The sequence below is a fragment of the Pseudomonas jinjuensis genome (genome assembly GCF_900103845.1).
GTDB classification, from domain to species: Bacteria; Pseudomonadota; Gammaproteobacteria; order Pseudomonadales; family Pseudomonadaceae; genus Pseudomonas; species Pseudomonas jinjuensis.
Genome location: NZ_FNIJ01000004.1, coordinates 109,290 through 135,550, shown reverse-complemented (window position 1 = coordinate 135,550; position 26,261 = coordinate 109,290). Strand labels below are relative to the sequence as shown.

Below are 26,261 nucleotides of genomic sequence, written 5' to 3'. Positions count from 1 at the left end.
TATCAGGGCGAACGCTCAGTTCTTCAGCTTCAGATGCTTGATCGAATGTGCCCGTTGCTCATCCAGCGAGTTGTAGTAGGTGTTCTGCGTGGTGCTCAGGCTGTTGTGGCGCAGGTCGGCCTGGAGGTCCTTCATGTCGCGATGCGGGGCGTCGAAGGTGGCCGAGGTGTGGCGTAGCCAGTGCAGGGACGCCGAGCGCAGCTGGTCGATCTCGTCCTCGCTCCAGCCTTCCTCGGCCATGCGTTTCAGCGAGCGGTCGAAGACTTCCTGCAGCAGCAGGCGGATGTGGCGGTCGGAGAGGCCGCCGCGGCCGGAGAGGGTGCCGATCAGCGGGAATTTCTCGTGGGGCGAGGGCAGGGAAGGCAGCTGCAGGTGTCGGCGGTAGCGCGCCAGGTAGTTCTGGATGTAGTCGTCGCGGACGCTGATCTTGGCCGCCTTGTTGCCTTTACCGACCACGTGGAACCACCAGTTGCCCATGGTGTCCCGGCGGAAATCGCCCATGCAGGGCTCCCAGTTGTCGCGGCCGACCAGGTCGGAGACCCGCAGGTACATGGCGAACAGCGTGGCCACGATGAACAGCGTGCGTTCGTGGTCTTCGTCTTCCGCGGCCATCATTTCCGCCGTCTCGATGACGTAGCTCCATTGCAGCTGGGTCAGCGAGCGCGCAGAGACGTCCAGCGTGTTGCGCTGCTTGTAGACGGATTTCTGCTTGACCGCGCGGAACGGATTGACCTCGGTGAGACCTTCGTCGATGGCGTGCTGGAAGAAGCTGCCGCACACGGCGAATACCTGGGCCACCGAACCCTGGGACATCTTGTACGGACGTTCGGGAACCTCGCTCAAAGTTTCCGCGGCGATCTTGCGTTCGCGCTTGGCGACGGTACTGCTGAACGGCCGCCAGTTCTCGTTGACCACGTAGGTATCGGATTCCAGCTTCTTGCGGCCGCCGACACGGGAGAACCGCGATTTGACCACCGGGCCGATCCAGTCGGCCGGTGGATTCAGGCAGAACTCCATGAAGGCCTCGGCGTCGCGGCGGCGGAATTCCAGCAGCGGCTTGCGGGCGATCAGCAGTCCCCAGAGCAACAGGCGCTCGACGTGGGTCCGGTACGAATTGAACGTGGCTTCGTTGCCAGCGTATGACTTCAGGAAACCACGCACTGCGAGATAGCCTTCGACGGCCTGGACGTCGTCGGCGAAATCCTTCAGGTAATCGCGCACGACGGGAAGCTCGGCGCTCAGATGCAGGAAGTTGAGCTCGTGGAAGCGATCGAAGGTTTCGAAAAGCGGCTGCGGGTGTTGCGGCATGCTGATGGGAATCCTTGTGAAGACACGGATGAGGAAGCCGGGGACGCGGCCCGGAAAGCTGCAATATACAATATCCGGGTCTGGTGATTATCGGATATTGCATCCCTCTTTTTCCAGCCGCCCAGGTCGAACCGGCTGCTTGAATCCATGTTCGCATGGGTTTCGCGGGCTCTATTGCTGTTCACGCTGGAGTCTCCGTCGCATTGGAAATGCTCCGTGATCAACCCCGGCGACATGAACAGCAGATCGTTCACTTTGCGAAAAGCTGGCCGATGTCCTTGAACGCCTTGAACTCCAGCGCATTGCCACAGGGGTCGAAGAGGAACATGGTGGCCTGCTCGCCAACCTGCCCCTTGAAGCGGATGTAGGGTTCGATGACGAACTGGATGTCGAAGGACTTCAGGCGTTCGGCAAGGGCTTCCCACTGATCCCATTCCAGCACGATGCCGAAATGCGGCACCGGCACGTCGTGCCCGTCGACCGGATTGCAGTGTGCGTTGTCCTGCGATGAGGTTTTCGGGTGCTCGTGGATGACCAACTGGTGGCCGTAGAAGTTGAAGTCGACCCATTGGGCGCTGGAGCGGCCTTCTTCCAGGCCGAACACCTCGCCGTAGAATTTGCGCGCGGCGGGAAGATCGTAGACGGGGATCGCAAGATGGAAGGGAGAAAGGCTCATCTGTGGCTCCGTTTTTTGCTCGTCATGGAAGCGCGAAAGGCATGCCCTCGAGTTGCGGCATGCCTTTCATGATGGACCAGATGGCGCCCCGCGCTATCACTCCGCCAGTCGCAACGCCCCTACCGGCTCCTTGCCGCGGGTCGCCAGGCAGTAGTACAGCGGGCAGGTCACCAGCAGCCCGACCAGCCAGGACAGGTCCACGCCGTCGATGTAGTTGGCGTAGGGGCCTACGTAGAGCGCGGTGTTGGCGAACGGCAGCTGGACCAGGATGCCGAGGAAATAGGCGGTGATCGCGTGCATGTTGAAGCGCCCGTAGATGCCGCCGTCGGCCTTGAAGATCGAGGCGATGTCGTAGCGGCCGCGCTTGATCAGGTAGAAGTCGATCAGGTTGATCGAGGCCCAGGGCACCAGGACGATCAGCAGCGCCAGGATCAGGCCGATGAAGTGCGAGATGAAGTTGGCCGAGGCGCCCAGCGCCATCACGCAGCTGCCGGCCAGCACCACCGCCGAGAGCACCACCCGCACGCGCACGCTGGGCGTCCAGCTGCCGGCGAAGGTCTGGATCGAGGTGACGATGGACAGCACCGCGCCGTACAGGTTGAGGGCGTTGTGGCTGATGATGTTGAGCAGGAACAGCAGCATCAGCACCGGGCCGAGCACGCCGGTGGCCTGCTTGACCGCCGCCATCGCCTCGGTGCCTTCCGGGGTCGCCAGCACGGCCACGGCGCCGAAGCTGAACGACAGGATGGTGCCCAGGCAGGCGCCGGCGTAGGTCGCCAGGAACGGCCGGGCGATGCCGACGCTGGCCGGCAGGTAGCGCGAGTAGTCCGATACGTAGGGCGAGAAGCTGATCTGCCAGATGGTGCCCAGGCAGATGGTGGCGAGGAAGCCCGACAGGTTGAAGCCGCCGCGGCTGAAGAAGTCCGCCGGCAGCTCGCTGCAGAAGATCCAGGCGAAGCCGGCCAGCAGCGCCCCGCCCATCACCCAGGTGCCGATGCGGTTGAGGGTATGGATGAAGCGGTAGCCGATCACGCCGATGGCGGTCGCGCTGATCGCGCCGATGATGATGGCCGCCGGCATCGGCACCGACGGCGCGATGCCGTGGATCGATTCGCCGGCCAGGACGATGTTGGAGATGAAGAAGCCGACATAGATGATCGCGGCGAAGAACACGATCAGCAGCGCGCCGTAGCGGCCGAACTGGCCGCGGCTCTGGACCATCTGCGGGATGCCCATCTGCGGCCCCTGGGCCGAGGCCAGGGCGATGAAGACGCCGCCGAGCATGTGCCCCAGCGCGATGGCCAGCAGCCCCCAGAGCAGGTCGAGGTGGAACACCTGGACCACCATGGCCCCGGTGACGATGGGCAGCGGCGCGATATTGGTACTGAACCAGAGCGTGAACAGGTCGCGCGCCCGGCCGTGGCGCTCGGCTGGCGGCACGTAGTCGACGGTATGGTTCTCGATCAGCGTCTGCTGGGAATTCTCGGACATCGTCTTGCCTTGCTTGTTGTCTTTGTAGGAAGCCATTGCCGAGAGCCTTGGTCGCCCCTTCGGCGCGCACCATATTATGGTATTCCAAAGTTCAGGCAAGATGCTTCAGTACAGCCGAGACCGAAAAAAGCGTATCAGGAGAGTATCAGGCCCTCCTCCCCCGCCATCATGAAGGCCCGTCGTTATTGGCCTTCAGCCCGATTTCCGTCATTCGTCGGAGAAAATTTCGGCGCTGAAAAATAGTGCTTGCATTGCAGGTATTACGGTATACCATCAGACACGTACGAGCTGCCGGTCGCAGCCGCCTGCCCCGATAGGTACCCGCAATGATCGATACCAATGCCTACAAACAAGTCATGGGCTCCTTCCCTTCCGGCGTCACCGTCATCACCACCCTGGATGACGACGGCCAGGTGGTCGGGCTGACCGCCAGCGCCTTCAGCTCGCTGTCCATGGATCCGGCCCTCGTACTGTTCTGCCCCAACTACAGTTCCGATTCCTATCCGGTGCTGATCCGCAACGGGCGCTTCGCCATCCACCTGCTCTCCGCCGAGCAGCGCGACGAAGCCTATGCCTTCGCCAGGAAGGGCAAGGACAAGGCCCAGGGCATCGACTGGACCCTCAGCGAACTGGGCAACCCCCTGCTGCCCAACGCCTCCGCCATCATCGAGTGCGAGCTGTGGCGCGAATACGAAGGCGGCGACCACGCCATCCTGGTCGGCGCGGTGAAGAACCTGATCGTGCCGGAGCAGGAAGTGGTGCCGATGATCTATTGCCGCGGAAAGATGGGCGCGCTGCAGGCGTTCGCCTGAGTCTTCCCCGATTCGATTTCCCTTGCCCCCCTCGCGGGGGCTTTTTTTGTTTTCCTGTCGCTCCCATCGCTAGGCGCACCATGCGCCCCGCTCGCGGGCATGGTCCGCTCCTACGCGGAGTCGCGCCGCGCCTGAAACACGCACAGAACCTGTAGGAGCGAGCTTGCTCGCGATCCAGGTTTTCCCTCAACGTCGGCGTGGAAGGAGAACACGACAATCGCCAGCAAGCTGGCTCCTACAGGTATGGCGTCAAGCGGGCCATGAGCAGCCACGTAGGGCATAACGCGCCAGCGTTATCCGCCATTCCATCGGCACGGCCTTATCGGCGGATGAAGCGTTCCGCTTCATTCGCCAGATGTTTCGACCCGAAAAGCGGCCCGCAATCGCGAGCCCTTTTCCCATCAGGTCCTGAACCGCGACACCAGCCGGTTCAGCTCATCCGACAACCCGCTCAAGGTCTGCGCATCGCCCCGGGTGGCTTCGGCCAGCCCGGCGACTTCCCGGGCGTCGCGGTGGATCTGGCTGATGTGGCGGTTGATCTCCTCCGCCACCTGATGCTGTTCCTCGGCGGCGGTGGCGATCTGGGCGTTCATGTCGCGGATCACGTCCACCGATTCGCGGATCGCGCCGAAGCAGGCGCGGGCCTCGCGGATCGAGCCGACGGTGCGCTGCGAGGCTTCCAGGCTCGCCTGCATCTGCCGGCCGGTGTCGTGGGTGCGGCGGGCCAGGTTGCCCAGCAGTTCGTCGATCTCGCCGGTGGATTCCGCGGTGCGCCGCGCCAGTGCGCGAACCTCGTCCGCCACCACGGCGAAACCGCGGCCCTGGTCGCCGGCGCGGGCGGCCTCGATGGCGGCGTTGAGCGCCAGCAGGTTGGTCTGCTCGGCGATGGAGCGGATGGTGCCGAGGATCGACTGGATGTCGTTGCTGTCCTGCTCCAGCTGGCGCATGGCGTCGGCGGAGTGGGAGATTTCCTCGCTCAGGCGGCCGACGCTGTCCACCGCCTCGTCGATCTGCTGCTGGCCGTCGTGGGCCTGGCGCTGGCCGCTGTCGGCGGACGTCGCCGCCTGGCTGCAGGAGCGCGCCACCTCGTTGGCGGTCATCACCATCTCGTTGAACGCGGTGGAAACCATGTCCACCGCCTCGCGCTGGCGGGCGGCGGCGTCGGCCAGGGCTTGTGAGGTCTCGCTGCTGCTGCCGGAGCTCTGGTGGATGCTGCCGGCGGCGGCGCCGATGTTCTGCACCAGGCGGCGGATCGCATCGAGGAACTGGTTGAACCAGCCGGCGAGCTGCGCCGTCTCGTCGCGGCCGCGAACGTCCAGGCGGCCGGTGAGGTCGCCGTCGCCATGGGCGATACCTTCCAGGCCGGCGGCCACCGCGCGCACCGGGCGCACCACCAGGCCGGCGAACAGCGCGCCGAGGCCGGCGAAGACCAGGGCGATGATCACCGCGATCAGCGCGATGCTCCAGGTCAGGCGGGTCGCCGAGCTCATCACCTCGCTCTGCTTGATCAGGCCGACGAAGCGCCAGCCGAGGGCCTCGGACGGCCAGACGTTGGCCAGGTAAGGCTCGCCGTCGATCCGGACTTCCACCAGCCCCTTCTGCGCACTGGCCAGGCGCTGGAAGTCGCCGCCCAGGTCGCCCAGCGGCTTGAAGCTGTTCCCCGGCTCATGCGGGTCGACCAGGATGGTGCCATCGCCTTCCATCAGCATCAGGTAGCCGCTGTCGCCCAGGCGGATGGCCTTGACGATGTCGGTCAGGCGCTTGAGCGAGACGTCGATGTTGACCACCCCGCCCTGCGGGCCGAACTGGTTGGCGAAGGTGCGCACGCTGCTCACCAGCACCACCTTGTCCGCCGCCCAGTAATAGGCCCTGGTGCGCAGGGTCTTGCCCGGCTGGGCCATGGCCGCCTGGTACCAGGGACGGGTGCGCGGGTCGTAGTTGGCCAGCTTGTCGTCGCCCGGCCAGAAGCTGTAGCCGCCCTCGCGGGTGCCGAGGGACACGTAGGCGTAGTCCGGGTGGCTCCGGGCCAGGCCGGTGAAGAGCTCGAAGACGCGCTGGTCCAGCTCGCCGGCCGGGCGCTGCGCCGCGTCGGCGCCGATGTACTGCTTGAGCTCGCCATCGATCGCCGCGAGCTGTGGGTGATTGGCGAGGTACTCGACGTTCTGGGTGATGCCGTCGAAGAACAGTTGCATGGCGTTCTCGACCTGGCGGATCTCGCGCCCGCTGCCGTCGATGAAGCTGTCCCGCGCCTCGCCGCGCAGGTTGAGGATCACCAGCACGGCGACCAGGATCACCGGCAGGCTGGCGATGGTGGAAAAGGCGAGGATCAGTTTTTGTTTGAGGTTCATCCTTAATTCCCTTGGTCTTCTTTGGGTAGAAACGCCTTGCAGACATCCCATATTATGGTATACCAATATGCAGCGGAACCCCGGCGTCGAGATGGCCACCTGCCCTGCTCCACGCCAGCCCCCGAAAGCAGCGATGCGTGCCTGCGCATCCCACCCGCCGGCTGCCATGCCGGAAACAAGAAAGGTTCGAGGTAAGCGACATGAAATTCTCTTTGTTCGTGCACATGGAGCGCTACGACGAGCAGGTCAGCCACCGCCAGCTCTTCGAAGATCTGACCGAGCTGACCCTGATGGCCGAAGCCGGCGGTTTCGGCACCGTGTGGATCGGCGAGCACCACGCCATGGAATACACCATCTCGCCGAGCCCGATGCCGCTGCTCGCCTACCTGGCCGCCCGCACCACCACCATCCGCCTGGGCGCCGGCACCATCATCGCGCCCTTCTGGCACCCCATCCGCGTGGCCGGCGAATGCGCCCTGCTCGATGTGATCAGCAATGGCCGCATGGAAGTGGGTCTGGCCCGTGGCGCCTACCAGTACGAATTCGATCGCATGGCCGGCGGCATGCCCGCTACCAGCGGCGGCCAGGCTCTGCGCGAGATGGTTCCGGTGGTCAAGGCGCTGTGGCAGGGCGACGTCGCCCATGACGGCGAGATCTGGAAGTTCCCCGTCTCCACCTCCTCGCCGCGTCCGATCCAGAAGCCGACGCCGCCGATGTGGATCGCCGCCCGCGACCCGGATTCGCACAACTTCGCCGTGGCCAACGGCTGCAACGTGATGGTCACCCCGCTGATGAAGGGCGACGAGGAAGTCGTCGACCTGAAGAACAAGTTCGAGGCTGCCCTCGCCAACAACCCCGGCGTGCCGCGTCCGCAACTGATGGTACTGCGCCACACCCACGTGCACAGCGCCGACGACCCGGACGGCTGGAAGGTCGGCGCCGCCGCCATCTCGCGCTTCTACCGCACCTTCGACGCCTGGTTCGGCAACAAGCAGACCCCGGTCAACGGCATCCTCCCGCCGAGCCCGGAAGAGAAGTTCAAGGACCGCCCGGAGTTCGAGCTGGAGAACATCCGCAAGAACACCATGATCGGCACCCCGGAAGAAATCATCGCGCGCATCCGCCACTACCAGGAGCTGGGCGTCGACGAGTTCAGCTTCTGGGCCGACAACAGCCTGTCCCATGCGGAGAAGAAGAAGTCCCTGGAACTCTTCATCAAGCACGTGGTGCCGGCGTTCCGCTGAGTCATGCTGCAGGCGGCCGGATCGGGCGATCCGGCCGCCTTTCACCAACCCACGAGTGGTAGAACGCCATGTACCAGACAGGCATCACCCTCTGTACCTGCAAGCCACTGCCCGGGGCCGCCATGGCCTATCTGCGCGGCAAGTGGACGCCCACCCGCCTCTTCCTCAAGCGCTTGCGCTCCTCGGTCACCGCCAAGCAGAACGGCTTCTGGCAGATAGTCCGCTGATCAACTCCTACCGCTGAAATTCGCCCGCGTCCGACATCGCGTCGTCACGCCACGGCGCCCTGGTGCGCCTGGCCGATGCTGCCCGTCGCCGCGCACTCATGGCCGAACAACAACAAGAGTTGCTCATGAACACAGACCGAGCTTTCCTCGTCATCGACATGCAGCAGGAGGACGGATTCCCCCTGCACGCCCTGTCGCAGGTCGTCGACAACACCGCCGCATTGCTCGAAGCCGCGCGCAATGCCGACATTCCCGTCATCTACAGCCGCCACCTCAATGCGGCGGACGGCAGCGACCTGCCGCCGGGCGAACCGCTGGACGACAGCGGCCGCCCGCTCGGCTACCGCGCCGGCACCCGTCAGGTGGAAATCATCGAGCGCCTGGCGCCCCGCCCCGGCGACCGGGTGATCGACAAGCCACGCTACAGCGCCTTCCATCGCACCGACCTGGACCGGCATTTGCGGGAACTGGGCGCGCGCCGGCTGACCGTCGCCGGCGTGCTCACCGATGCCTGTGTGCTGGCCACGGTGCTGGACGCCTTCGCCCTGGGCTATGGCGTCGATCTCATCGCCGACGCCTGCACCAGCACCACCGAAGCGGCGCACAACGCCGCGCTGCTGATCATGGCCAACTGGGTCTACGCCATCGAACTCTTCTCCACCGGGCAGTACCTGCGGGCTCTGGGCGGCATGCCGTATCGGTCCTGCCGACCGACGGAACCGGACCAGTTCGCCCATCGCCCCGAGCAGTTCGTCGCCACCATCGCCCACCTGCAGGCCTCTCTCGGCCTGCCGCGCCGCGTACAGGAGTGATCGTCATGAATGTCGAGAAAAGAAGCATCGATTTCATCCCTGAAAGCGAACGTCACGGCCGGCCGGGTTCGCTGTTCTATATCTGGTTCGGCGCCAACATGAACATCACCACCATCGCCTCCGGGGTGCTGCCGGTGATGCTCGGCCTGAACCTGTTCTGGAGCGCCGTGGCCATCGTCGTCGGCTCGCTGATCGGCGCCGTCTTCATGGCCTCGCACTCGGCACAGGGGCCGAAGCTGGGTATTCCGCAGATGATCCAGAGCCGCGCCCAGTTCGGCGTGATCGGGGCCGTGCTGCCGCTGCTGTTCGTGATGCTCATCTACCTGGGCTTCTTCGTCAGCAACACCCTGCTGGCGGCCCAGGCCATCGAGTCGGTCAGCCCGCTCGGCGGCAACGGCAACATCTACCTGATCAGCGCGCTGTGCTTCCTGGTGGCGCTCTACGGCTACCGCCTGATCCACCGCCTGCAGAAGCTGCTGTCGCTGCTCTCGGTGCTGGTGTTCCTGGTCGCCACCGCCCTCGCCCTGGGCCTGCCGATTGCCGAGGAACAGTGGTCCCCGGCGGGCTTCTCGCTGTCGAAGTTCCTGGTGGCGGTGAGCATCGCGGTCACCTGGCAGCTCTCCTATGCCCCCTACGTCGCCGACTACTCGCGCTACCTGCCGAGCGCCACGCCGATGTCGCGGGTGTTCTGGTACAGCTACGCCGGCACCGTGGCGGGCGGAGCCTGGATGATGATCCTCGGCGCCATGCTGAGCGTCGCCATCGGCGGCTTCTCCGACAACGTCGGCAGCCACCTGGCACTGCTGTTCGGCGCGGCCGCCGTGCCGCTGTTCGCCTTCATCCTCTACGGCCAGGTGGCGATCAACGTGTTCAACCTCTATGGCGCCTTCATGTCCACGGTCACGGTGATCGAGCCGTTCGCCCGCCTGCGGGTGACGCCCCTCGTGCGCGGGCTGTTCATGCTCGCCATCAGCCTGATCGCCACGGCGCTCTGCACCATCAGCCAGGAGGACTTCATCAGCTACTTCCTGAACTTCATCTTCTTCATGAGCTACTTCCTCATCCCGTGGACCGCCATCAACCTGGTGGACTACTACTGCCTGAGGAAAGGCGACTACTGCGTCGCGGATATCTTCGACCTCCACGGGCGCTACGGACGGGTCAACCTGGTGGCCTGCGGCAGCTTCGTGCTGACCATCCTGCTGGAGATTCCGTTCATGAACACCACCCTCTACGTCGGCCCCGTCGCCAACGCGCTGGATGGCATCGACCTGGCCTGGGTGGTCGGCCTGCTGGTCCCGGCGCTGACCTACTACGGGGCGATGCGGCGGCGTGTGGCGCCTGCGCGCAGTGGAGTTCCGGCTGGAGTAGAACCACGCTCTTCGTAGGATGGGTTGAGCGCAGCGATACCCATCGAATTCGGACGCAGGAGCGTCCGGGGATGCGTTCCCACGCAGGAGCGTGGGAACGATGGTTCGCGCTCTTGGCAAGAGCGCGCCATGCGTGTGATGGTCCTGCGCGGGGCCGGTCGCGGGCATGGCCCGCTCCTACAGGTCCGGCAGAAAGCCCACTCCACGCATCACTCGTGCCCGTAAGAGCGGGCCATGCCCGCGATTCGGACGCAGAATGTCCGGAGAGCCTGGGAACGCGAAACGCCGCTTCGCCATACGCGCCTTTCCAGCTCATTCCTTCTCCCCCGTCTGACCTTCCGTCGCCAAGGTCTGCCCTCCTCTGGCAGCTGCCTCTTGCATATTCAATATTATGGTATACCATCAGACAGCAAGAGACTTCCCCAACCAGGAGACCCCAATGAGCTTCGAAATCCGCAAGATCGTCAGCTACGTGGAAGAGACCTTCATCGAAGGCGGCAAGGCCGCCGAGAAGCCGGTGACCATGGTCGGCCTGGCCGTCGTGATCAAGAACCCCTGGGCCGGCCGTGGCTTCGTCGAAGACCTCAAGCCGGAGATCAAGGCCAACTGCTCCGACCTCGGCGCGATGATGGTCGAGCGCCTGACCGCCGCCATCGGTGGCGCAGCGCGGATCGAAGCCTATGGCAAGGCCGCCGTGGTCGGCGCCGATGGCGAGATCGAGCACGCTTCCGCGGTGATCCACACCCTGCGCTTCGGCAACCACTACCGCCAGGCGGTGAACGCCAAGAGCTACCTGAGCTTCACCAACAAGCGCGGCGGCCCGGGCACCTCGATCCAGATCCCGATGATGCACAAGGACGACGAGGGCCTGCGTTCCCACTACATCACCCTGGAAATGCAGATCGAGGACGCACCGCGCGCCGACGAAATCGTCATCGTGCTGGGCGCCGCCGACGGTGGCCGCCTGCACCCGCGCATCGGCAACCGCTACATCGATCTGGAAGAACTGGCCGCCGAGCAGGCCCAGGCCAAGTGATCCCACGGCCCGTGCAGGAGCGTTCCATGATTCGGCTTACCGCTGAGCGCACACCGGCCGGCACCAGTTATCTGGCGACCGGCCAAGGCCACCCCGTGGTGCTGATCCACGGCGTAGGCCTGAACAAGGAAATGTGGGGCGGCCAGATGGTCGGCCTGGCCCCGCAGTTCCAGGTCATCGCCTACGACATGCTCGGCCACGGCGCCAGTCCGCGCCCCGAGCCGGGCACCGGGCTGCTGGGCTACGCCGAGCAGTTGCGCGAGTTGCTGGAGCACCTGGGCCTCAGGCAGGCCACGGTGATCGGCTTCTCCATGGGCGGTCTGGTGGCACGGGCCTTCGCCCTGCACTACCCGCAGCACCTGGAAGGCCTGGTGATCCTCAACAGCGTGTTCAACCGCAGCGCCGAGCAGCGCGCCGGGGTGATCGAACGCACCCGCCAGGCCGCCGAGCACGGCCCGGACGCCAACGCCGAGGCGGCCCTGTCGCGCTGGTTCAGCCGCGAGTACCAGGCGGCCAATCCGGCGCAGATCGAGGCCATCCGCCAGACCCTTGCCAGCAACGATCCGCAGGGCTATCTGACTACCTATGAGCTGTTCGCCACCCAGGACATGTACCGTGCCGACGACCTCGGCAGCATCAAGGTGCCGACCCTGGTCGCCACCGGCGAGCTGGACCCCGGCTCGACCCCCGAGATGGCCCGGCAACTCGCCGAGCGCATTCCCGGCGCCCAGGTGGCGGTGCTCGACGAACAGCGGCACATGATGCCGGTGGAGTCGCCGCGCCTGGTCAACCAGGTGCTGCTGGACTTCCTCCTGCAGGCACAGAGCTTCCAGAACCAAGCAAAGGGGATCGTCGCATGACGCTCGCACGTTTCCAGATGTGCATCGGCGGCCAGTGGGTCGATGCACTCTCCGGCAAGACCTTCCAGAGCCTCAACCCGGCCCTGGCCGAACCCTGGGCGGAACTGCCCGATGCCGACGAGGCGGATGTCGAGCGCGCCGTGCAGGCCGCGCAGGAAGCCTTCGGCAATCCGGCCTGGCGCGGCCTCAGCGCTACCGCGCGGGGCAAGCTGCTGCGCCGCCTGGGCGACCTGATCGCCGAGAACAGGGAGCATCTCGCCCAGCTGGAAAGCCGCGACAACGGCAAGCTGATCCGCGAGACCCGCGGCCAGGTCGGCTACCTGCCGGAATTCTTCCACTACACCGCGGGCCTCGCGGACAAGCTGGAAGGCGGCACCCTGCCGATCGACAAGCCGGACATGTTCGCCTACACCGTGCATGAACCGCTGGGCGTGGTGGCCGGGATCATCCCGTGGAACAGCCCGCTGTACCTCACCGCGATCAAGCTGGCCCCGGCACTGGCCGCCGGCAACACCATCGTCCTGAAGCCGTCCGAGCACGCCTCCGCGACCATCCTCGAACTGGCGCGCCTGGCCCTCGAAGCCGGCTTCCCGGCGGGCGTGGTCAACGTGGTCACCGGCTACGGCCCGAGCACCGGCGCCGCCCTCACCCGCCATCCGCTGGTGCGCAAGATCGCCTTCACCGGCGGCGCCGCCACCGCGCGCCATGTGGTGCGCAGCAGCGCGGAGAACTTCGCCAAGCTGTCGCTGGAGCTGGGCGGCAAGTCGCCCAACATCATCTTCGCCGATGCCGACCTGGACAGCGCCATCAACGGCGCCGTGGCCGGCATCTACGCCGCATCCGGGCAGAGCTGCGTGGCCGGCTCGCGCCTGCTGGTGCAGGACGAGATCTACGACGAATTCGTCGAGCGCCTGATGGAGCGCGCCCGGCGCATCCGTATCGGCAACCCGCAGGACGACGCCAGCGAGATGGGGCCCATGGCCACCGCGCAGCAGCTGGCCGTGGTCGAAGGCCTGGTGGCCGACGCCATCGCCGAGGGCGCGCGTCTGCGCATGGGTGGCAAGCGTCCGCAGATCGACGCCAAGGGCTGGTACTACGAACCGACCCTGTTCGAGTGCGACCGCAACTCGATGAAGATCATGCAGGAAGAGGTCTTCGGCCCGGTGGCTTCGGTCATCCGCTTCAAGGACGAGGCCGACGCGCTGGCGATGGCCAACGACTCCCAGTTCGGCCTCGCCGCCGGCATCTGGACCCGCGACCTCGGCCGCGCCCACCGCATGGCCCGCGACATCCGTTCGGGGATCATCTGGGTCAACACCTACCGCGCGGTTTCGGCCATGGCGCCCATCGGCGGCTTCCACAACAGCGGCTACGGCCGCGAGAGCGGCATCGACTCGGTGCTGGCCTACACCGAGCTGAAGACGGTGTGGATCAACCTCTCGCAGGCGCCCATGCCCGACCCCTTCGTGATGCGTTGAGAGGACACCGCCATGATCGAACCCGGCATCTACAAAGAAGTGATGGGCTCCTTCCCCTCCGGCGTCACGGTGGTCACCACCCTGGACGCCGATGGTGAAATCGTCGGAATCACCGCCAGCGCGTTCAGCGCCCTGTCCATCGACCCGGCGCTGGTGCTGTTCTGCCCGAACTACGGCTCGGACACCTACCCGATCCTGCGCGACAGCAAGCAGTTCGCCATCCACCTGCTGTGCTCCGACCAGCAGGCCGAGGCCTACGCCTTCGCCAGGAAGGGCAAGGACAAGGCCAAGGGCATCGAGTGGCACCTGAGCGAGCTGGGCAACCCGCTGCTTATGAAAGCAACCGCCATCATCGAGTGCGAACTGTGGCGCGAGTACGACGGCGGCGACCACGCGATCATCATCGGCGCGGTGAAGAACCTGATCCTGCCGAAGGAAGAGGTGACGCCCATGGTCTACCACAAGGGCAAGCTCGGCGCGCTGCCGGAGATTGCCTGAAACACCCTCGGGACCGCTGTCTTCCACACTCGGCAGCGGTCCCTTTTTTATTTGACGCCCGTCGCTTTTGTAGGAGCGAGGAGCCTGCTGATGAGCAACGACAAATACGCCAAGGGCCTGGAAATCCGCACCCAGGTGCTGGGCGAGGCCTACGTGAACAGGTCGATCCAGAACGCCGACGACTTCACCCGCCCCCTGCAGGAACTGGTCACCGAGTACTGCTGGGGCCACGTCTGGGGCCGGGACGGCTTATCGCTGAAAGAACGCAGCATGATAAACTTGGCGATGATTTCGGCACTCAACCGCCCCCACGAGCTGAAGCTGCATGTCCGTGGCGCCCTGCGCAACGGCCTGTCCCGCGAGCAGATCCGCGAGATTCTCCTGCAAGTCGGCATCTACTGTGGTGTGCCGGCGGCGGTGGACAGCTTCCGCCTCGCCCGCGAAGCCTTCGCCGAGGCTGATGCCGAGGCTCAGGGTTGATTGCCGGAAACCCGATGATGGAGCACCCGCTGGTGCTCCTTCGTTTTTCCTACGGACAGCCATAAGCAGAGCCGGACTACATGAAACGCTTGCCCCTCGACGACAGCTTCAAGGTCAACCGCAACCCCGTCACCCTGCGCGAGATCGTGCTCGACAAGCTGCGGGGCGCGATCATGAACTTCCAGTTGCTGCCCGGCGACCGCCTGGTGGAGCGCGATCTCTGCGACCGTCTCGGCGTCAGCCGCACCTCCGTCCGCGAGGCCCTGCGCCACCTGGAGTCCGAGGGCCTGGTGGAGTTCGCCGATGCCAAGGGCCCGCGGGTGGCGATCATCACCCTGGAAGACGCCTGCGACATCTACGAGCTGCGCTGCGTGCTCGAAGGGCTGATCGTCCAGCTGTTCACCCTCAACGCCAAGGCCAAGGACATCCGCGCGCTGGAACGCGCCCTCGAAGAGAACCGCAAGGCGCTCGAGGAAGGCGAGCTGCAGCAGGTGCTGGAATCCGTGCAGGGCTTCTACGACGTGCTGCTGGAAGGCTCCGGCAACCATGTCGCCGCCACCCAGCTGCGCCAGTTGCAGGCGCGCATCAGCTACCTGCGCGCCACCTCGGTGTCCCAGGAGAACCGTCGCGGCGCGAGCAACCAGGAAATGGAACGCATCGTCGAGGCGATCAAGAGCGGCGACCCGCTGGCCGCCCACCAGGCCTCGGTGGACCACGTCCGCGCCGCCGCCAGGGTGGCGCTGGACTACCTCCAATCCAAGCAGGGCGAAACCGGCAAGGTGCGCGAGATCGTCACCCCCATCGCCCTCAAGGAACCGCGCATAGGACGCTGACGCCATGCCTGACCCGCGCTTCTGTCCCGGCTGTGGTTGCGGCGACCTGAGCCGCCAGTGTCCCCCCGGGGACACCCACGAAAGACTGGTGTGCGCGGGTTGCGGCTACGTCCACTACGTCAACCCGAAGATCATCGCCGGCTGCATCATCGAGCGCGACGGCAAGTACCTGCTCTGCCAGCGCGCCATCCCGCCGCGCCCCGGCACCTGGACGCTGCCCGCCGGCTTCATGGAAAGCGGCGAGACCACCGAGGAAGCGGCGCTGCGCGAAGTCTGGGAAGAGAGCGGCGTGCGCGCCGACATCGTCTCGCCCTACTCCATCTTCAGCGTGCCGAAGATCAGCGAGGTGTACATCATCTTCCGCGCCACGGTGATCGAAGAGACCGGCCAGCACGGCCCGGAAACCCTCGCCTACCGCTTCTTCGCCCCCGAGGAGATTCCCTGGGACAGCATCTACTACCCGGCCATCCGGCAGATCCTCGAACGCTACATCGAGGAACGCCGGGCCGGGGTGTACGGCATCTACATGGGCAATGACGATACCGGGAAGATCCATTTCATCCGGTAAACCCAGGGGCTGCCTCCGGAGACCATTCCTGTAGGAGCCAGCTCGCTGGCGATCCGGACTTACCGGCGACCACTGAGCTGCCGGCTGGCATGGATGATCGCCAGCAAGCTGGCTCCTATGCAGAGCGGTGCTGCACCGATCGATCCGCATTCACCGGTTGGCAGATAACGCACCCTGTCCCGCTTGACGCCAAACCTGTAGGAGCCAGCTTGCTGGCGATCCGGATTTACCGGCGACCACTGGGCCGACGGCTGGCATGGATGATCGCCAGCAAGCTGGCTCCTACAAAGAGCGCGGCTTACTCGATCCCTTCCACGATGATCACCTCTGCCTTCGCCACGCCCTGGCGATGGCTGCACGCCTCCTGGTACTCCGCCGACCGATAGCACGCCAGCGCCTGCTCGTAGGAGTCGAACTCGATCACCACGCTGCGCTGGGGCGTCGCCCGTCCTTCCATGGCTTGCGAACGGCCGCCGCGGGCCAGCATCCTGCCGCCATACCTGGCGAATGCCGCCGGTGCCCGGCTGGTGTATTCGCTGTATTGCACCGGGTCCGTCACATCGACGTGGGCGATCCAGTAAGCCTTCATGCTGACCTCTGTTGTCTCGATTAATCATGTATTATGGTATACCAAATAACCTTTCCTTGATCCAGCCAGGACAACGACCATGCCTTTCAATCGCATCGAAGAAATCATCGAAGACTATCGCCAGGGCAAGATGGTCCTGCTGGTGGACGACGAGGACCGCGAGAACGAGGGCGACCTGCTGCTGGCCGCGGAAAAATGCACGCCGGCGGCGATCAACTTCATGGCCCGCGAGGCGCGCGGCCTGATCTGCCTGACCCTGACCGACGAGCACTGCCAGCGCCTCGGCCTGGAGCAGATGGTGCCGGCCAACGGCAGCGTCTTCTCCACCGCCTTCACCGTCTCCATCGAGGCCGCCAGCGGAGTGACCACCGGCATCTCCGCCGCCGACCGCTGCCATACGGTGCTCACCGCCGTGGCTCCCGACGCCAAGGCCGACGACCTGGCGCAGCCCGGCCACATCTTCCCCCTGCGCGCCCGCGAAGGCGGCGTGCTGACCCGCGCCGGCCATACCGAAGCCGGCTGCGACCTGGCGCGCCTGGCCGGTTTCACCCCGGCCTCGGTGATCGTCGAGGTGATGAACGACGACGGCAGCATGGCGCGCCGGCCGGAGCTGGAAGCCTTCGCCGAGCAGCACGGCATCAAGATCGGCACCATCGCCGACCTGATCCACTACCGCCTCAGCACCGAACACACCGTCACCCGCATCGGCGAGCGCGACCTGCCCACTGTCCATGGCACCTTCCGCCTGGTGACCTACGAGGACCGCATCGAGGGCGGCGTGCACATGGCCATGGTCATGGGCGAGATCCATCGCGACGAACCGGCCCTGGTGCGCGTGCACGTGATCGACCCGCTGCGCGACCTGGTGGGCGCCGAATACACCGGGCCGAAGAACTGGACCCTCTGGGCCGCCCTGGAGAAGGTCGCCGAGGCCGGCCACGGGGTGGTGGTGGTGCTGGCCAACAACGAGTCGTCCCAGGCCCTGCTGGAACGCGTGCCGCAACTGACCCAGCCGCGCCGGCAGTTCAGCCGCTCGCAGTCGCGCATCTACTCCGAGGTGGGCACCGGCGCGCAGATCCTCCAGGACCTCGGCGTCGGCAAGCTGCGCCACCTGGGCCCGCCGCTGAAATACGCCGGCCTCACCGGTTACGATCTGGAAGTGGTGGAAACCCTGCCGTTCGAGGGGTAGGACCAGTCGCGGGCATGGCCCGCTCCTACAAAAAGCCCGGCGTCACCTGTAGGAGCGGGCCATGCCCGCGAAGAGACGGACGCCGCAGCGTCCGTGATGGCGCAATCCCACCACTCGTCACCCATCCCACCGCTTCCGGCCTCACGACAACGCCAGGTACTTGCAAAATTCTTGGCATACCATAATATGCCATTCCATAGGCCGAGATAGTTCGGTCGTCCTTGAAGCCCCGCCGAAGCGGGGTCACTGCTCCTGATAAGCGGGCAAGAAGAACAGGGCCCGCTTGCGTACAAACACAACAATGAGGGCAAGCAAGATGGTGTTCAGCAAACGCGTAACCGCGGTATTCGCCGCAGCGCTCCTGGCCGCGAGCGGCAGCGCCGCCATCGCCGCCGACAACCTCAGCTTCGTCAGCTGGGGCGGCACCACGCAGGACGCGCAGAAACAGGCCTGGGCCGAGCCCTTCAGCAGCGCCAGCGGCATCCGCGTGGTGCAGGACGGCCCCACCGACTACGGCAAGCTCAAGGCCATGGTGGAAAGCGGCAACGTGCAGTGGGACGTGGTCGACGTCGAAGCCGACTTCGCCCTGCGTGCCGCCGCCGAGGGCCTGCTCGAGCCGCTGGACTTCAACGTGATCCAGCGCGACCGCATCGACCCGCGCTTCGTCTCCGACCACGGCGTCGGCTCCTTCTTCTTCTCCTTCGTGCTCGGCTACAACCAGGGCAAGACCGGCGGCAAGGAGCCGCAGGATTGGACCGCCCTGTTCGACACCGCCACCTATCCCGGCAAGCGCGCCCTCTACAAGTGGCCGAGCCCCGGCGTGCTGGAGCTGGCCCTGCTGGCCGACGGCGTGCCGGCCGACAAGCTCTACCCGCTGGACCTGGACCGCGCCTTCAAGAAGCTCGACACCATCAAGAAGGACATCGTCTGGTGGGGCGGCGGCGCCCAGTCGCAGCAGCTGCTGGCTTCCGGCGAAGCGACCCTCGGCCAGTTCTGGAACGGCCGCATCTACGCCCTGCAGCAGGACGGCGCGCCGGTCGGCGTGAGCTGGAAGCAGAACCTGGTCATGGCCGACTTCCTGGTCATTCCCAAGGGCGCGAAGAACAAGGACGCGGCCATGAAGTTCCTGGCCAACGCCAGCAGCGCCAAGGGCCAGGCCGATTTCGCCAACCTCACCGCCTACGCCCCGGTGAACCTCGACAGCGTGAGCCAGCTCAAGGGCGATCTCGCCCCCAACCTGCCCACCGCCTACGCTAAGGATCAGATCACCCTCGACTATGCGTACTGGGCCAAGAACGGTCCGGCGATCGCATCCCGGTGGAACGAATGGCTGGTCAAGTGAAGATGGCTGCACTCCAGCCCGGCTCGCCGGCCAAGTCCACCGCAGGGGCGTCCCGCGCCCCTGCCGACTCCAGGGCTGCGCCGATGAAGCATGACAACCAGACCGCGCTGCGCTGGCGCGGTGCCCGCAACCTGATCCCGGCCCTGCTGTTCCTCGGCGTGTTCTTCCTCGCGCCGCTGATCGGCCTGCTGCTGCGCGGCGTGCTCGAACCCACGCCGGGGCTGGGCAACTACGAACAGCTGTTCGCCAACTCGGCCTATGCCCGCGTGCTGTTCAACACCTTCGCCGTCGGCGGCCTGGTGACCCTCATCAGCCTGCTGCTGGGCTTCCCGCTGGCCTGGGTGATCACCCTGGTGCCGCGCGGCTGGGGCCGCTGGCTGCTGAACATCGTGCTGCTGTCGATGTGGACCAGCCTGCTGGCGCGCACCTACTCCTGGCTGGTGCTGCTGCAGGCCTCCGGGGTGATCAACAAGGTGCTGATGGCCCTCGGCATCATCGACCAGCCGCTGGAGATGGTGCACAACCTCACCGGCGTGGTGATCGGCATGAGCTACATCATGATCCCGTTCATCGTGCTGCCGCTGCAGGCGACCATGTCGGCCATCGACCCGATGGTGCTGCAGGCCGGCTCCATCTGCGGCGCCAGCCCCTGGACCAACTTCGTCCGGGTGTTCCTGCCGCTGTGCCGTCCGGGTCTGTTCTCCGGCGGGCTGATGGTGTTCGTCATGTCCCTCGGCTACTACGTCACCCCGGCGCTGCTGGGCGGGGCGCAGAACATGATGCTGCCGGAGTTCATCGTCCAGCAGGTGCAGTCCTTCCTCAACTGGGGCCTGGCCAGCGCCGCCGCCGCGCTGCTGATCGCCATCACCCTGGTGCTGTTCTACTTCTACCTGAAGCTGCAGCCGGAATCCCCGGTGGCTTCGAGCACTGCGAGGTAAGCGCCATGCTGCTGTCACCCAACGCCATGGGCCCGCGCCTGCGCCTCGGCCTGTACCTGACCACGGGCGCCATCGCCGCCTTCCTGGTGCTGCCGATCGTGTTCATCGTGCTGCTGTCCTTCGGTTCCTCCCAGTGGCTGGTGTTCCCGCCGCCGGGCTGGACGCTGAAGTGGTACGGGCAGTTCTTCTCCAACCCCGAGTGGATGGACTCGGCCCTGGCGAGCCTGAAGGTCGCCGTGCTGACCACCATCTGCTCGGTGGCCCTGGGCCTGCCGACCGCCTTCGCCCTGGTGCGCGGCAGGTTCCCCGGCCGGGAGTTCCTCTACGCGCTGTTCACCCTGCCGATGATCGTGCCGCTGGTGATCATCGCGGTGGCGGTGTACGCGCTGTTCCTCAAGCTGGGCTACACCGGCACGCTGTTCTCCTTCGTGGTCAGCCACGTGATAGTCGCGCTGCCGTTCACCATCATCTCGATCATCAACTCGCTGAAGCTGTTCGACCAGTCGATCGAGGATGCCGCGGTGATCTGCGGCGCCTCGCGGCTGCAGGCGGTGCTCAAGGTGACCTTCCCGGCGATCCGCCCCGGCATGGTGGCCGGCGCGCTGTTCGCCTTCCTGGTCTCCTGGGACGAAGTGGTGCTGAGCGTGATGATGGCCAGCCCGACCCTGCAGACCCTGCCCGTGAAAATGTGGACCACCCTGCGCCAGGACCTGACCCCGGTGATCGCCGTCGCCTCGACGCTGCTGATCGGTCTGTCCGTACTGGTGATGGTGATCGCCGCCGTGCTGCGCCGGCGCAACCCTGTCAGCGCCTGAGCGCCGAGGTAAACGAAATGAGTGCCGTGATCCAAGACACCCGCGACAACAAGACCCTGGTCAGCCTGCGCAACCTGAACAAGCACTACGGCGACTTCACCGCCGTCGACAACATCAGCCTGGACATCCAGGACGGCGAGTTCCTCACCTTCCTCGGCTCCAGCGGCTCGGGCAAGAGCACCACGCTGTCGATGCTGGCCGGCTTCGAGACGCCCTCTTCCGGCGAAATCCTGGTGCAGGGCCAGTCCCTGGTGAACGTGCCGCCGCACAAGCGCGACATCGGCATGGTGTTCCAGCGCTACTCGCTGTTCCCGCACCTGTCGGTGCGCGACAACATCGGCTTCCCGCTGGATATCCGCAAGCAGAAGGGCGCCGACCGCGAGCGTCGCGTCGAGGCGATGCTCAAGCTGGTGCAGCTGGAGAAGTTCGCCCACCGCCGCCCGGCGCAACTGTCCGGCGGCCAGCAGCAGCGCGTCGCCATCGCCCGCGCGCTGGTCTACGAGCCGCGCATCCTGCTGATGGACGAACCCCTCGGAGCGCTGGACAAGAAGCTCCGCGAGGACCTGCAGGACGAGCTGCGTCACCTGCACCGCCGCCTCGGCATCACCATCGTCTACGTGACCCACGACCAGGAAGAAGCCATGCGCCTGTCCCAGCGCATCGCCATCTTCAGCCACGGGCGGATCGTCGGCCTGGGCAGCGGCTACGACCTCTACCAGAGCCCGCCGAATGCCTTCGTCGCCTCCTTCCTCGGCAACTCCAACTTCCTCAAGGTCAAGGCTCAGGGCAACGCGGCCGCCAGCTTCGAGAACCAGTCGCTGGCGATCCGCCCCACCGCCGGCCTGCACGACGGCCAGGAACTGGTGCTGATGGTGCGTCCGGAAAAGGCCCTGGTGCTGACGCCGGAACAGGCTGCCCAGCAGCCGCTGGCCGCCGGCTGGAACCAGATCCAGGCGCGGGTGGCGGAAACCGTGTTCCTCGGCGAGAGCCTCACCTGCAGCGTGACCACCTCCAGCGGCGCGAGCCTGACGCTGAAGGAGCTCTCCGGCACCAGCCAGCCGCTGCAGACCGGCGCCCCGGTGCTGGTGCGCTGGGCTGCGGCGGATGCCTGCGTCTACACCGAGTGGAGCGAAAGCGACCTGGTGCGCGGCGCCGGCGCCCACTGACGGACCAAGCCCCTGCCCTGCAGGGGCTTTTTCGTTCAGCCGTTGCGGGACAGGAACATCCGTTCGTCGTAGGCGAAGTCGAAGACGTCCACCACGGCGACCTGGTGGATCGCCGGATGGCGGGGATTGAGCACGATGTTGCGCTCCAGCGGCAGCACCGCCGAAGGCACGATCAGGCCGAGGTGACTGGCGGCGTTCAGCCAGTCGCTGCCGAAGGACATGCTCGGCCGGTCCGCCGGCAGGCTGCTCCAGCCGGCGGGCAGTTCGTCCGGCCGCGGTTCGAGATACAGTCCGGGATCGTCGGGCAGCTCGAAACAGGTGATCTTCAGCGGCACGCTGGGGCGGGCGTTGGTATGGACGAAGGTTTCCAGGCAGCAGATCGCCGGGGTCAGCCCCATGTAAACCGCGGGGATTTCCTGTTCGTTCCAGCGCCCACCCTCGATCGCCGCGCCCTGCCCGCTCAGGTCCCGGGCGCGGCGGGCCTTGGATACTCGCCACGCGCGCATCAGGCCACGCCGCCCCACTCGATGGCATGCAGGATGCGCCGCACCTGCTTGGCGCCGATCTCGGTATCGCAGGACTCGACCGGGCTGAGCCCGCCCAGGGCCTGGTTCGGGGTGGTCATCCATTCGGACGCGGCTTCGGAACTTTCGAACACTTCCTCGGCCAGCAGCACCACCGAGGCCAGGCGGTCCAGGCGCTCCGACGCGACCTGGTCGAGCGGCAGGTCGGCGCGTTTCTTGCGCTCGAAGGTCGAGGTGGAAATATTGATGAAGCGCTCGATGGCGGACGGGCCGAGACGGAATTCCATCTTCACCAGTTCGGCCCAGCGCCAGCTCAGCCCTTCCCTGATCCGGCTCAGGCGCTCGCCCTCGGTGAGCCGGGCATGGGCGTGGACCAGCGGCCAGAAGGACGCTTCGGGGCTCGGTTGTTCGTTGCGGCGGGCGGCACTCATAGGGCCTCCTTCAAATGACAGAATATCTGCCTTCAAATGAAGGATACTCTCGTCCGCCAGCGAAATGAAGGAGAACCATGACGAACAGCGATACCGCACCGGTCGATCCGTATTCAGCGGATGGCGGATAACGCTGGCGCGTTATGCCCTACGCCCCCTGCCCCGCTTGACGCCAGACCTGTAGGAGCCAGCTTGCTGGCGATCCGGATTTACCGGCGACCACCGAGCCGCCGGCTGGCATGGATGATCGCCAGCAAGCTGGCTCCTACGAAGAGCGGTGCCGCACCGGTCGATCCGTATTCACCGGATGGCGGATAACGCTGGCGCGTTATGCCCTACGCCCCCTGCCCCGCTTGACGCCAGACCTGTAGGAGCCAGCTTGCTGGCGATCCGGATTTACCGGCGACCACCGAGCCGCCGGCTGGCATGGATGATCGCCAGCAAGCTGGCTCCTACGAAGAGCGGAGCTCTCGCCCTACAGCGCCTCCTCGAACGATTCCCGCAGGCAGCGCAGCATGAATTCCGGATCGGGCAGCACCTCCGGCGTGCTGGTCACCGAGATGAACAGCTTTCCGCAATAGCTGGTCGGGTTGAAGAACAGCGACAGGCCGTCGAGCAGCGGGCCCACGCCGCCCAGCCGGACCAGCCTGGCGCCGAGCAGGTGGAGCGGCTCCCGCGGACCGGGGACGTTGCTCACCATGCAGTTGTGCAGCGGAAACGGCCCCCTGCCGCCCAGGCCGGTCAGGCTCGCCACGCGGCCGGCCAGGGCCAGCGCCGCGGGCGGGGCGAGTTTCTGCAGGTTGGTGAGTTCGCCCGGGCCAAGGCTGTCGTGCAGCGTCTTGGCCTCGACGCTCGCCTCGTGCACCGCCCGCAACCGGGCGAGCGGGTCCTCGATATCGGTGCCGAGGGGCACGCGCAGCATCGACACGGAGTTGCCGCTGGTGCGCTTCTCCGAAGCGTGCCGGCGGGTGTTCACCGGCGCCAGGGCGACCAGCGACCGCGCCGGCAGCTCGTTCCGGGCCAGCAGGTAGCGGCGCAGCGCCCCGCCCACCAGCGCCAGCGCCACGTCGTTCAGCGTCGCCCCGGGGACGCTGCGCTTGATCCGCTGCACGTCCTCCAGATCGAGGCTGAGCAAATCCCAGACGCGCCGGGCGGAAATGTCGACATTGAAGCGGGTACGCGGCGCGCCCTGGACGAAGGCGGCACTGCGCAGTCCGGCCGCCGCCAGCCGAGGCAACAGCCGGGCCAGCGGCATGCCCAGGCGGGCCGCCGCCGCGAGGTTGTCGCCCAGGGTGCGCGCCACGCTTTCCAGCGGGCCCGGGGGCGGCTGGTGCTCGTGCGGCGCTTCCGCCACATCCGGCCGGTCGCCGGCGAAATCGTGCAGCGCGCGGATCAGTTCCGCCGCGGCCGCGCCGTCCAGCACGGCGTGGTGCACCCTGGTGACGATGGCGAAGCTGCCCCGCGGCAGGCCGTCGATGGCGTCGAGCCCGTCGATCACGTGCATTTCCCATGGCGCCCGGGTCAGGTCCAGCGCGTCGGCCTGGATGCGCGCCACCGCGTCGCACAGCTGCCGCCAGTCGCCCGGCGCGGGCAGGACGGCATGGCGCAGATGGAGGTCGATATCGAAAAGCGCGTCCTCGACCCAGTGCGGATAGCCGAGCCCGAACGACGTGCGAACGATCCGCTGGCGGAACACCGGCGAGGCATCCAGCCGGCCCCCGACATGCCGGACGATGTCGCGGAAGCCGGGGCGTTCGCCATGCACGGCCGACGGCTCGTAGATGGCGACCAGGGTGCAGTACGACGGCGCATGCGGACGGTCGACGTTGAAGAACAGGGCGTCCTGGCCGGTGAGCTGGCTGTTCATGCTGCTCTCGCGAGGTTGGGCAACTCCCTTGATACCCTCTGCCGCGGCCCGGCGAAACCGCCAGCAGGCGATCGGGCGAAATGAGCGGCCGGCCTGTCTCGTTGGTGAAACACACCCTCTACCCCAGCAGCGACAAGGTTCTGGCGGCTGGCTTCTGACGCAGCTGTATCAATGATGAGACAGGCATACCCGGGAAAACTTCCAGAAAGCTACGCTAACTGATTGATAGCCATTAATTGACAGTTCCGGGCTCGACTCTTGCTCCCTCTCCCTGCGATCCAGCATCCGCAGCCGATCAGGAATCGATGCCATGGTCCGTTTCCTTCGCTACGCAGCGTTATCGGTAGCCACCCTCGCCCTGGCACTGCCCGTGTCCCCGGCCCATGGGGAAGACGGCAACATCGTGATTTCCCGGACCCTGCAACCGCGCGTGGCGACCCGGCCGACGATGGTTCCCGATCCGCATCCCATGCAGGTCAACGCCAATACCGCCCCGCAGGTCAGCCAGGTGCTGCTCGATACCGGCGTCCGGGAACTGCAGGACGACGACTTCGCCCGCATCACCAGCGGTTCCGCCGTACAGCCGGCGGTGGCGGGTGGCCTGGACGGCGTGCACAACCGCATCAGCGAGGGTGCCAATACCACGGCCAATCTCGGCGGCAACATCGCCGGCCATGGCGGCGGGCTGGGCGGCCGGATCGCCAATAGCGTCGACAACAGCCTGCAGCGCGGCCTCGCGCCCCTGCAGGTGCTGGGTGGAGGCCGCTGAGCATGGTGCGATTCTTCCTTCTGCCGATCCTCCTTCTGCCGCTGCTGGCCGTGGCCGATCCGTCCATCGATCGCGCCCGGCTCGACACCAGCGGCATCGGCTACGACGGCGTGCTGTCGGTGAACCAGGCCGCCGGCGACTTCCAGCAGCAGAGCAATGCCCGCGCGATCGCCATCGGCCCGGGGGCTTCGGCCGGCACCGGGCAGAGCCAGCGGCTGCAGGTCCGCGGCATCGACCGCGCCCTGGATGCGGGGGCGGAAATCCTCGGGCCGGCCTTCACCGGCGGCAGTGGCGTGCTGGGGGTCAACCAGTCCGCCGGAGCGGCGACGCAGCAGGCCAACGCCATGAGCATCAGCCTCGGCGCCGTCACGCCCCGGGGGCTGGACGACAACGAACTGTCGCAGAGCGTGGCAGTCACCAACTTTGGTTCAGGTGGAGCAGCGGCCATAGGGGCGCGGAGGGTCGTCACCGACGACCGGGCCTTCGCCGGCAGTAATGGCGTAGTGCAGCTGAACCAGAGCGCGGGAGTTGGCAATCGCATGGCCAACACCCTGAGCATCAGGGTCGCGGATCAACCCTGAGACTCCCTG

General features: G+C 66.2%; 27 protein-coding genes and 1 pseudogene. 19 read left to right on the top strand and 9 right to left on the bottom strand.

The features are described 5' to 3' along the window. Positions 1-15: 15 nt before the first annotated feature. The 3 genes from BLR75_RS07000 to BLR75_RS06990 all read right to left on the bottom strand — a co-directional run bounded on the left by BLR75_RS07000 (position 16) and on the right by BLR75_RS06990 (position 3,475). Positions 16-1,308, bottom strand: coding sequence for a tyrosine-type recombinase/integrase (locus tag BLR75_RS07000; RefSeq protein WP_174688567.1), 1,293 nt, complete (start codon positions 1,306-1,308; stop codon positions 16-18). A gap of 250 nt (positions 1,309-1,558) precedes the next feature. Continuing rightward, positions 1,559-1,984 (bottom strand): VOC family protein, encoded by a 426-nt coding sequence (locus BLR75_RS06995; RefSeq protein ID WP_084311911.1) that lies wholly within the window; start codon positions 1,982-1,984, stop codon positions 1,559-1,561. Positions 1,985-2,080: 96 nt separating this feature from the next. After that, positions 2,081-3,475, bottom strand: coding sequence for a purine-cytosine permease family protein (locus BLR75_RS06990; protein WP_084311940.1), 1,395 nt, complete (start codon positions 3,473-3,475; stop codon positions 2,081-2,083). A gap of 326 nt (positions 3,476-3,801) precedes the next feature. Between BLR75_RS06990 and BLR75_RS06985 the strand changes: the two genes are divergently transcribed. Beyond that, a complete protein-coding gene (locus BLR75_RS06985; RefSeq protein ID WP_084311912.1) occupies positions 3,802-4,287 on the top strand; it encodes a flavin reductase family protein in 486 nt (161 codons plus the stop codon). Positions 4,288-4,688: 401 nt separating this feature from the next. On the opposite strand, the gene BLR75_RS27320 is transcribed toward BLR75_RS06985, so the two are convergent. Both BLR75_RS27320 and BLR75_RS27315 read right to left on the bottom strand, forming a co-directional pair. Further along, the gene (locus BLR75_RS27320) at positions 4,689-5,417 is read right to left on the bottom strand and encodes a methyl-accepting chemotaxis protein (protein ID WP_371858124.1); all 729 of its coding nucleotides are present in this window, start codon (positions 5,415-5,417) and stop codon (positions 4,689-4,691) included. Between the two features lie 129 nt (positions 5,418-5,546). Next, positions 5,547-6,635: pseudogene (locus tag BLR75_RS27315) on the bottom strand (cache domain-containing sensor histidine kinase); the annotation flags it as partial. A 200-nt stretch (positions 6,636-6,835) separates the two neighbouring features. Here BLR75_RS27315 and BLR75_RS06975 point away from each other — a divergent pair. From BLR75_RS06975 to BLR75_RS06930, 11 genes are all read left to right on the top strand, one after another. Then, positions 6,836-7,879: an LLM class flavin-dependent oxidoreductase gene (locus tag BLR75_RS06975; RefSeq protein WP_084311914.1), complete on the top strand. Its 1,044-nt coding sequence runs from the start codon at positions 6,836-6,838 to the stop codon at positions 7,877-7,879. A gap of 68 nt (positions 7,880-7,947) precedes the next feature. Continuing rightward, positions 7,948-8,106, top strand: a complete 159-nt coding sequence (locus BLR75_RS26675) for a hypothetical protein (RefSeq protein WP_169720252.1) — start codon at positions 7,948-7,950, stop codon at positions 8,104-8,106. 125 nt (positions 8,107-8,231) lie between these two features. Next, complete coding sequence (locus BLR75_RS06970) at positions 8,232-8,918, top strand: cysteine hydrolase family protein (protein ID WP_084311915.1); 687 nt, start codon at positions 8,232-8,234, stop codon at positions 8,916-8,918. Positions 8,919-8,923: 5 nt separating this feature from the next. Next, entirely contained in the window at positions 8,924-10,306 is a 1,383-nt protein-coding gene (locus BLR75_RS06965; RefSeq protein ID WP_084311916.1) for a purine-cytosine permease family protein, read from the top strand. A 421-nt stretch (positions 10,307-10,727) separates the two neighbouring features. Continuing rightward, positions 10,728-11,324, top strand: a complete 597-nt coding sequence (locus BLR75_RS06960) for an amino acid synthesis family protein (protein WP_084311917.1) — start codon at positions 10,728-10,730, stop codon at positions 11,322-11,324. 26 nt (positions 11,325-11,350) lie between these two features. Continuing rightward, positions 11,351-12,184 (top strand): alpha/beta fold hydrolase, encoded by an 834-nt coding sequence (locus BLR75_RS06955; RefSeq protein WP_084311918.1) that lies wholly within the window; start codon positions 11,351-11,353, stop codon positions 12,182-12,184. After that, a complete protein-coding gene (locus BLR75_RS06950) occupies positions 12,181-13,662 on the top strand; it encodes an aldehyde dehydrogenase (protein ID WP_084311919.1) in 1,482 nt (493 codons plus the stop codon). The genes BLR75_RS06955 and BLR75_RS06950 overlap by 4 nt, the downstream gene beginning before the upstream one ends. 12 nt (positions 13,663-13,674) lie before the next feature. After that, positions 13,675-14,160, top strand: coding sequence for a flavin reductase family protein (locus BLR75_RS06945; protein WP_084311920.1), 486 nt, complete (start codon positions 13,675-13,677; stop codon positions 14,158-14,160). Between the two features lie 90 nt (positions 14,161-14,250). Next, the gene (locus BLR75_RS06940) at positions 14,251-14,640 is read left to right on the top strand and encodes a carboxymuconolactone decarboxylase family protein (RefSeq protein WP_084311921.1); all 390 of its coding nucleotides are present in this window, start codon (positions 14,251-14,253) and stop codon (positions 14,638-14,640) included. Between the two features lie 80 nt (positions 14,641-14,720). Further along, positions 14,721-15,473, top strand: coding sequence for a GntR family transcriptional regulator (locus BLR75_RS06935; RefSeq protein ID WP_084311922.1), 753 nt, complete (start codon positions 14,721-14,723; stop codon positions 15,471-15,473). Positions 15,474-15,477: 4 nt separating this feature from the next. Then, a complete protein-coding gene (locus BLR75_RS06930) occupies positions 15,478-16,041 on the top strand; it encodes an NUDIX hydrolase (protein WP_084311923.1) in 564 nt (187 codons plus the stop codon). Between the two features lie 298 nt (positions 16,042-16,339). On the opposite strand, the gene BLR75_RS06925 is transcribed toward BLR75_RS06930, so the two are convergent. Beyond that, on the bottom strand, positions 16,340-16,630 hold the full coding sequence (locus BLR75_RS06925) for a DUF1330 domain-containing protein (protein WP_084311924.1): 291 nt from the start codon (positions 16,628-16,630) through the stop codon (positions 16,340-16,342). 79 nt (positions 16,631-16,709) lie between these two features. On the opposite strand from BLR75_RS06925, the gene ribBA reads away from it, so the two are divergent. The 5 genes from ribBA to BLR75_RS06900 all read left to right on the top strand — a co-directional run bounded on the left by ribBA (position 16,710) and on the right by BLR75_RS06900 (position 22,080). Next, on the top strand, positions 16,710-17,819 hold the full coding sequence (gene ribBA / locus BLR75_RS06920) for a bifunctional 3,4-dihydroxy-2-butanone-4-phosphate synthase/GTP cyclohydrolase II (protein ID WP_084311925.1): 1,110 nt from the start codon (positions 16,710-16,712) through the stop codon (positions 17,817-17,819). A gap of 316 nt (positions 17,820-18,135) precedes the next feature. Continuing rightward, complete coding sequence (locus BLR75_RS06915; RefSeq protein WP_084311926.1) at positions 18,136-19,161, top strand: polyamine ABC transporter substrate-binding protein; 1,026 nt, start codon at positions 18,136-18,138, stop codon at positions 19,159-19,161. Beyond that, positions 19,146-20,099, top strand: a complete 954-nt coding sequence (locus BLR75_RS06910; RefSeq protein WP_090416020.1) for an ABC transporter permease — start codon at positions 19,146-19,148, stop codon at positions 20,097-20,099. Before BLR75_RS06915 ends, BLR75_RS06910 begins: the two co-directional genes overlap by 16 nt. 5 nt (positions 20,100-20,104) lie before the next feature. Next, entirely contained in the window at positions 20,105-20,914 is an 810-nt protein-coding gene (locus BLR75_RS06905) for an ABC transporter permease (protein WP_084311928.1), read from the top strand. A 17-nt stretch (positions 20,915-20,931) separates the two neighbouring features. Continuing rightward, positions 20,932-22,080 carry an ABC transporter ATP-binding protein gene (locus BLR75_RS06900; protein WP_084311929.1) on the top strand — a complete coding sequence of 383 codons (1,149 nt, stop codon included), beginning with the start codon at positions 20,932-20,934 and terminating at the stop codon, positions 22,078-22,080. Positions 22,081-22,115: 35 nt separating this feature from the next. Here the strand turns inward: BLR75_RS06900 and BLR75_RS06895 are convergent, their stop codons facing one another. The 3 genes from BLR75_RS06895 to BLR75_RS06885 all read right to left on the bottom strand — a co-directional run bounded on the left by BLR75_RS06895 (position 22,116) and on the right by BLR75_RS06885 (position 24,902). Beyond that, complete coding sequence (locus BLR75_RS06895) at positions 22,116-22,586, bottom strand: RES family NAD+ phosphorylase (protein ID WP_084311930.1); 471 nt, start codon at positions 22,584-22,586, stop codon at positions 22,116-22,118. Further along, the gene (gene parS, locus BLR75_RS06890; protein ID WP_084311931.1) at positions 22,586-23,035 is read right to left on the bottom strand and encodes a type II RES/Xre toxin-antitoxin system antitoxin; all 450 of its coding nucleotides are present in this window, start codon (positions 23,033-23,035) and stop codon (positions 22,586-22,588) included. The genes BLR75_RS06895 and parS overlap by 1 nt, the downstream gene beginning before the upstream one ends. 475 nt (positions 23,036-23,510) lie before the next feature. After that, positions 23,511-24,902: a wax ester/triacylglycerol synthase family O-acyltransferase gene (locus tag BLR75_RS06885; protein ID WP_084314367.1), complete on the bottom strand. Its 1,392-nt coding sequence runs from the start codon at positions 24,900-24,902 to the stop codon at positions 23,511-23,513. Positions 24,903-25,212: 310 nt separating this feature from the next. On the opposite strand from BLR75_RS06885, the gene BLR75_RS06880 reads away from it, so the two are divergent. Continuing rightward, a complete protein-coding gene (locus tag BLR75_RS06880) occupies positions 25,213-25,671 on the top strand; it encodes a hypothetical protein (RefSeq protein WP_084314366.1) in 459 nt (152 codons plus the stop codon). Between the two features lie 2 nt (positions 25,672-25,673). Then, positions 25,674-26,252: an adhesin gene (locus BLR75_RS06875; RefSeq protein WP_084314365.1), complete on the top strand. Its 579-nt coding sequence runs from the start codon at positions 25,674-25,676 to the stop codon at positions 26,250-26,252. The last annotated feature ends 9 nt before the right edge of the window (positions 26,253-26,261 follow it).

Coding starts and splice junctions, on each gene's coding strand:
- BLR75_RS07000 (WP_174688567.1), bottom strand. CDS start 1,308: ATGCCGCAACACCCGCAGCCGCTTTTCGAAACCTTCGATCGCTTCCAC.
- BLR75_RS06995 (WP_084311911.1), bottom strand. CDS start 1,984: ATGAGCCTTTCTCCCTTCCATCTTGCGATCCCCGTCTACGATCTTCCC.
- BLR75_RS06990 (WP_084311940.1), bottom strand. CDS start 3,475: ATGTCCGAGAATTCCCAGCAGACGCTGATCGAGAACCATACCGTCGAC.
- BLR75_RS06985 (WP_084311912.1), top strand. CDS start 3,802: ATGATCGATACCAATGCCTACAAACAAGTCATGGGCTCCTTCCCTTCC.
- BLR75_RS27320 (WP_371858124.1), bottom strand. CDS start 5,417: ATGGTTTCCACCGCGTTCAACGAGATGGTGATGACCGCCAACGAGGTG.
- BLR75_RS06975 (WP_084311914.1), top strand. CDS start 6,836: ATGAAATTCTCTTTGTTCGTGCACATGGAGCGCTACGACGAGCAGGTC.
- BLR75_RS26675 (WP_169720252.1), top strand. CDS start 7,948: ATGTACCAGACAGGCATCACCCTCTGTACCTGCAAGCCACTGCCCGGG.
- BLR75_RS06970 (WP_084311915.1), top strand. CDS start 8,232: ATGAACACAGACCGAGCTTTCCTCGTCATCGACATGCAGCAGGAGGAC.
- BLR75_RS06965 (WP_084311916.1), top strand. CDS start 8,924: ATGAATGTCGAGAAAAGAAGCATCGATTTCATCCCTGAAAGCGAACGT.
- BLR75_RS06960 (WP_084311917.1), top strand. CDS start 10,728: ATGAGCTTCGAAATCCGCAAGATCGTCAGCTACGTGGAAGAGACCTTC.
- BLR75_RS06955 (WP_084311918.1), top strand. CDS start 11,351: ATGATTCGGCTTACCGCTGAGCGCACACCGGCCGGCACCAGTTATCTG.
- BLR75_RS06950 (WP_084311919.1), top strand. CDS start 12,181: ATGACGCTCGCACGTTTCCAGATGTGCATCGGCGGCCAGTGGGTCGAT.
- BLR75_RS06945 (WP_084311920.1), top strand. CDS start 13,675: ATGATCGAACCCGGCATCTACAAAGAAGTGATGGGCTCCTTCCCCTCC.
- BLR75_RS06940 (WP_084311921.1), top strand. CDS start 14,251: ATGAGCAACGACAAATACGCCAAGGGCCTGGAAATCCGCACCCAGGTG.
- BLR75_RS06935 (WP_084311922.1), top strand. CDS start 14,721: ATGAAACGCTTGCCCCTCGACGACAGCTTCAAGGTCAACCGCAACCCC.
- BLR75_RS06930 (WP_084311923.1), top strand. CDS start 15,478: ATGCCTGACCCGCGCTTCTGTCCCGGCTGTGGTTGCGGCGACCTGAGC.
- BLR75_RS06925 (WP_084311924.1), bottom strand. CDS start 16,630: ATGAAGGCTTACTGGATCGCCCACGTCGATGTGACGGACCCGGTGCAA.
- ribBA (WP_084311925.1), top strand. CDS start 16,710: ATGCCTTTCAATCGCATCGAAGAAATCATCGAAGACTATCGCCAGGGC.
- BLR75_RS06915 (WP_084311926.1), top strand. CDS start 18,136: ATGGTGTTCAGCAAACGCGTAACCGCGGTATTCGCCGCAGCGCTCCTG.
- BLR75_RS06910 (WP_090416020.1), top strand. CDS start 19,146: ATGGCTGGTCAAGTGAAGATGGCTGCACTCCAGCCCGGCTCGCCGGCC.
- BLR75_RS06905 (WP_084311928.1), top strand. CDS start 20,105: ATGCTGCTGTCACCCAACGCCATGGGCCCGCGCCTGCGCCTCGGCCTG.
- BLR75_RS06900 (WP_084311929.1), top strand. CDS start 20,932: ATGAGTGCCGTGATCCAAGACACCCGCGACAACAAGACCCTGGTCAGC.
- BLR75_RS06895 (WP_084311930.1), bottom strand. CDS start 22,586: ATGCGCGCGTGGCGAGTATCCAAGGCCCGCCGCGCCCGGGACCTGAGC.
- parS (WP_084311931.1), bottom strand. CDS start 23,035: ATGAGTGCCGCCCGCCGCAACGAACAACCGAGCCCCGAAGCGTCCTTC.
- BLR75_RS06885 (WP_084314367.1), bottom strand. CDS start 24,902: ATGAACAGCCAGCTCACCGGCCAGGACGCCCTGTTCTTCAACGTCGAC.
- BLR75_RS06880 (WP_084314366.1), top strand. CDS start 25,213: ATGGTCCGTTTCCTTCGCTACGCAGCGTTATCGGTAGCCACCCTCGCC.
- BLR75_RS06875 (WP_084314365.1), top strand. CDS start 25,674: ATGGTGCGATTCTTCCTTCTGCCGATCCTCCTTCTGCCGCTGCTGGCC.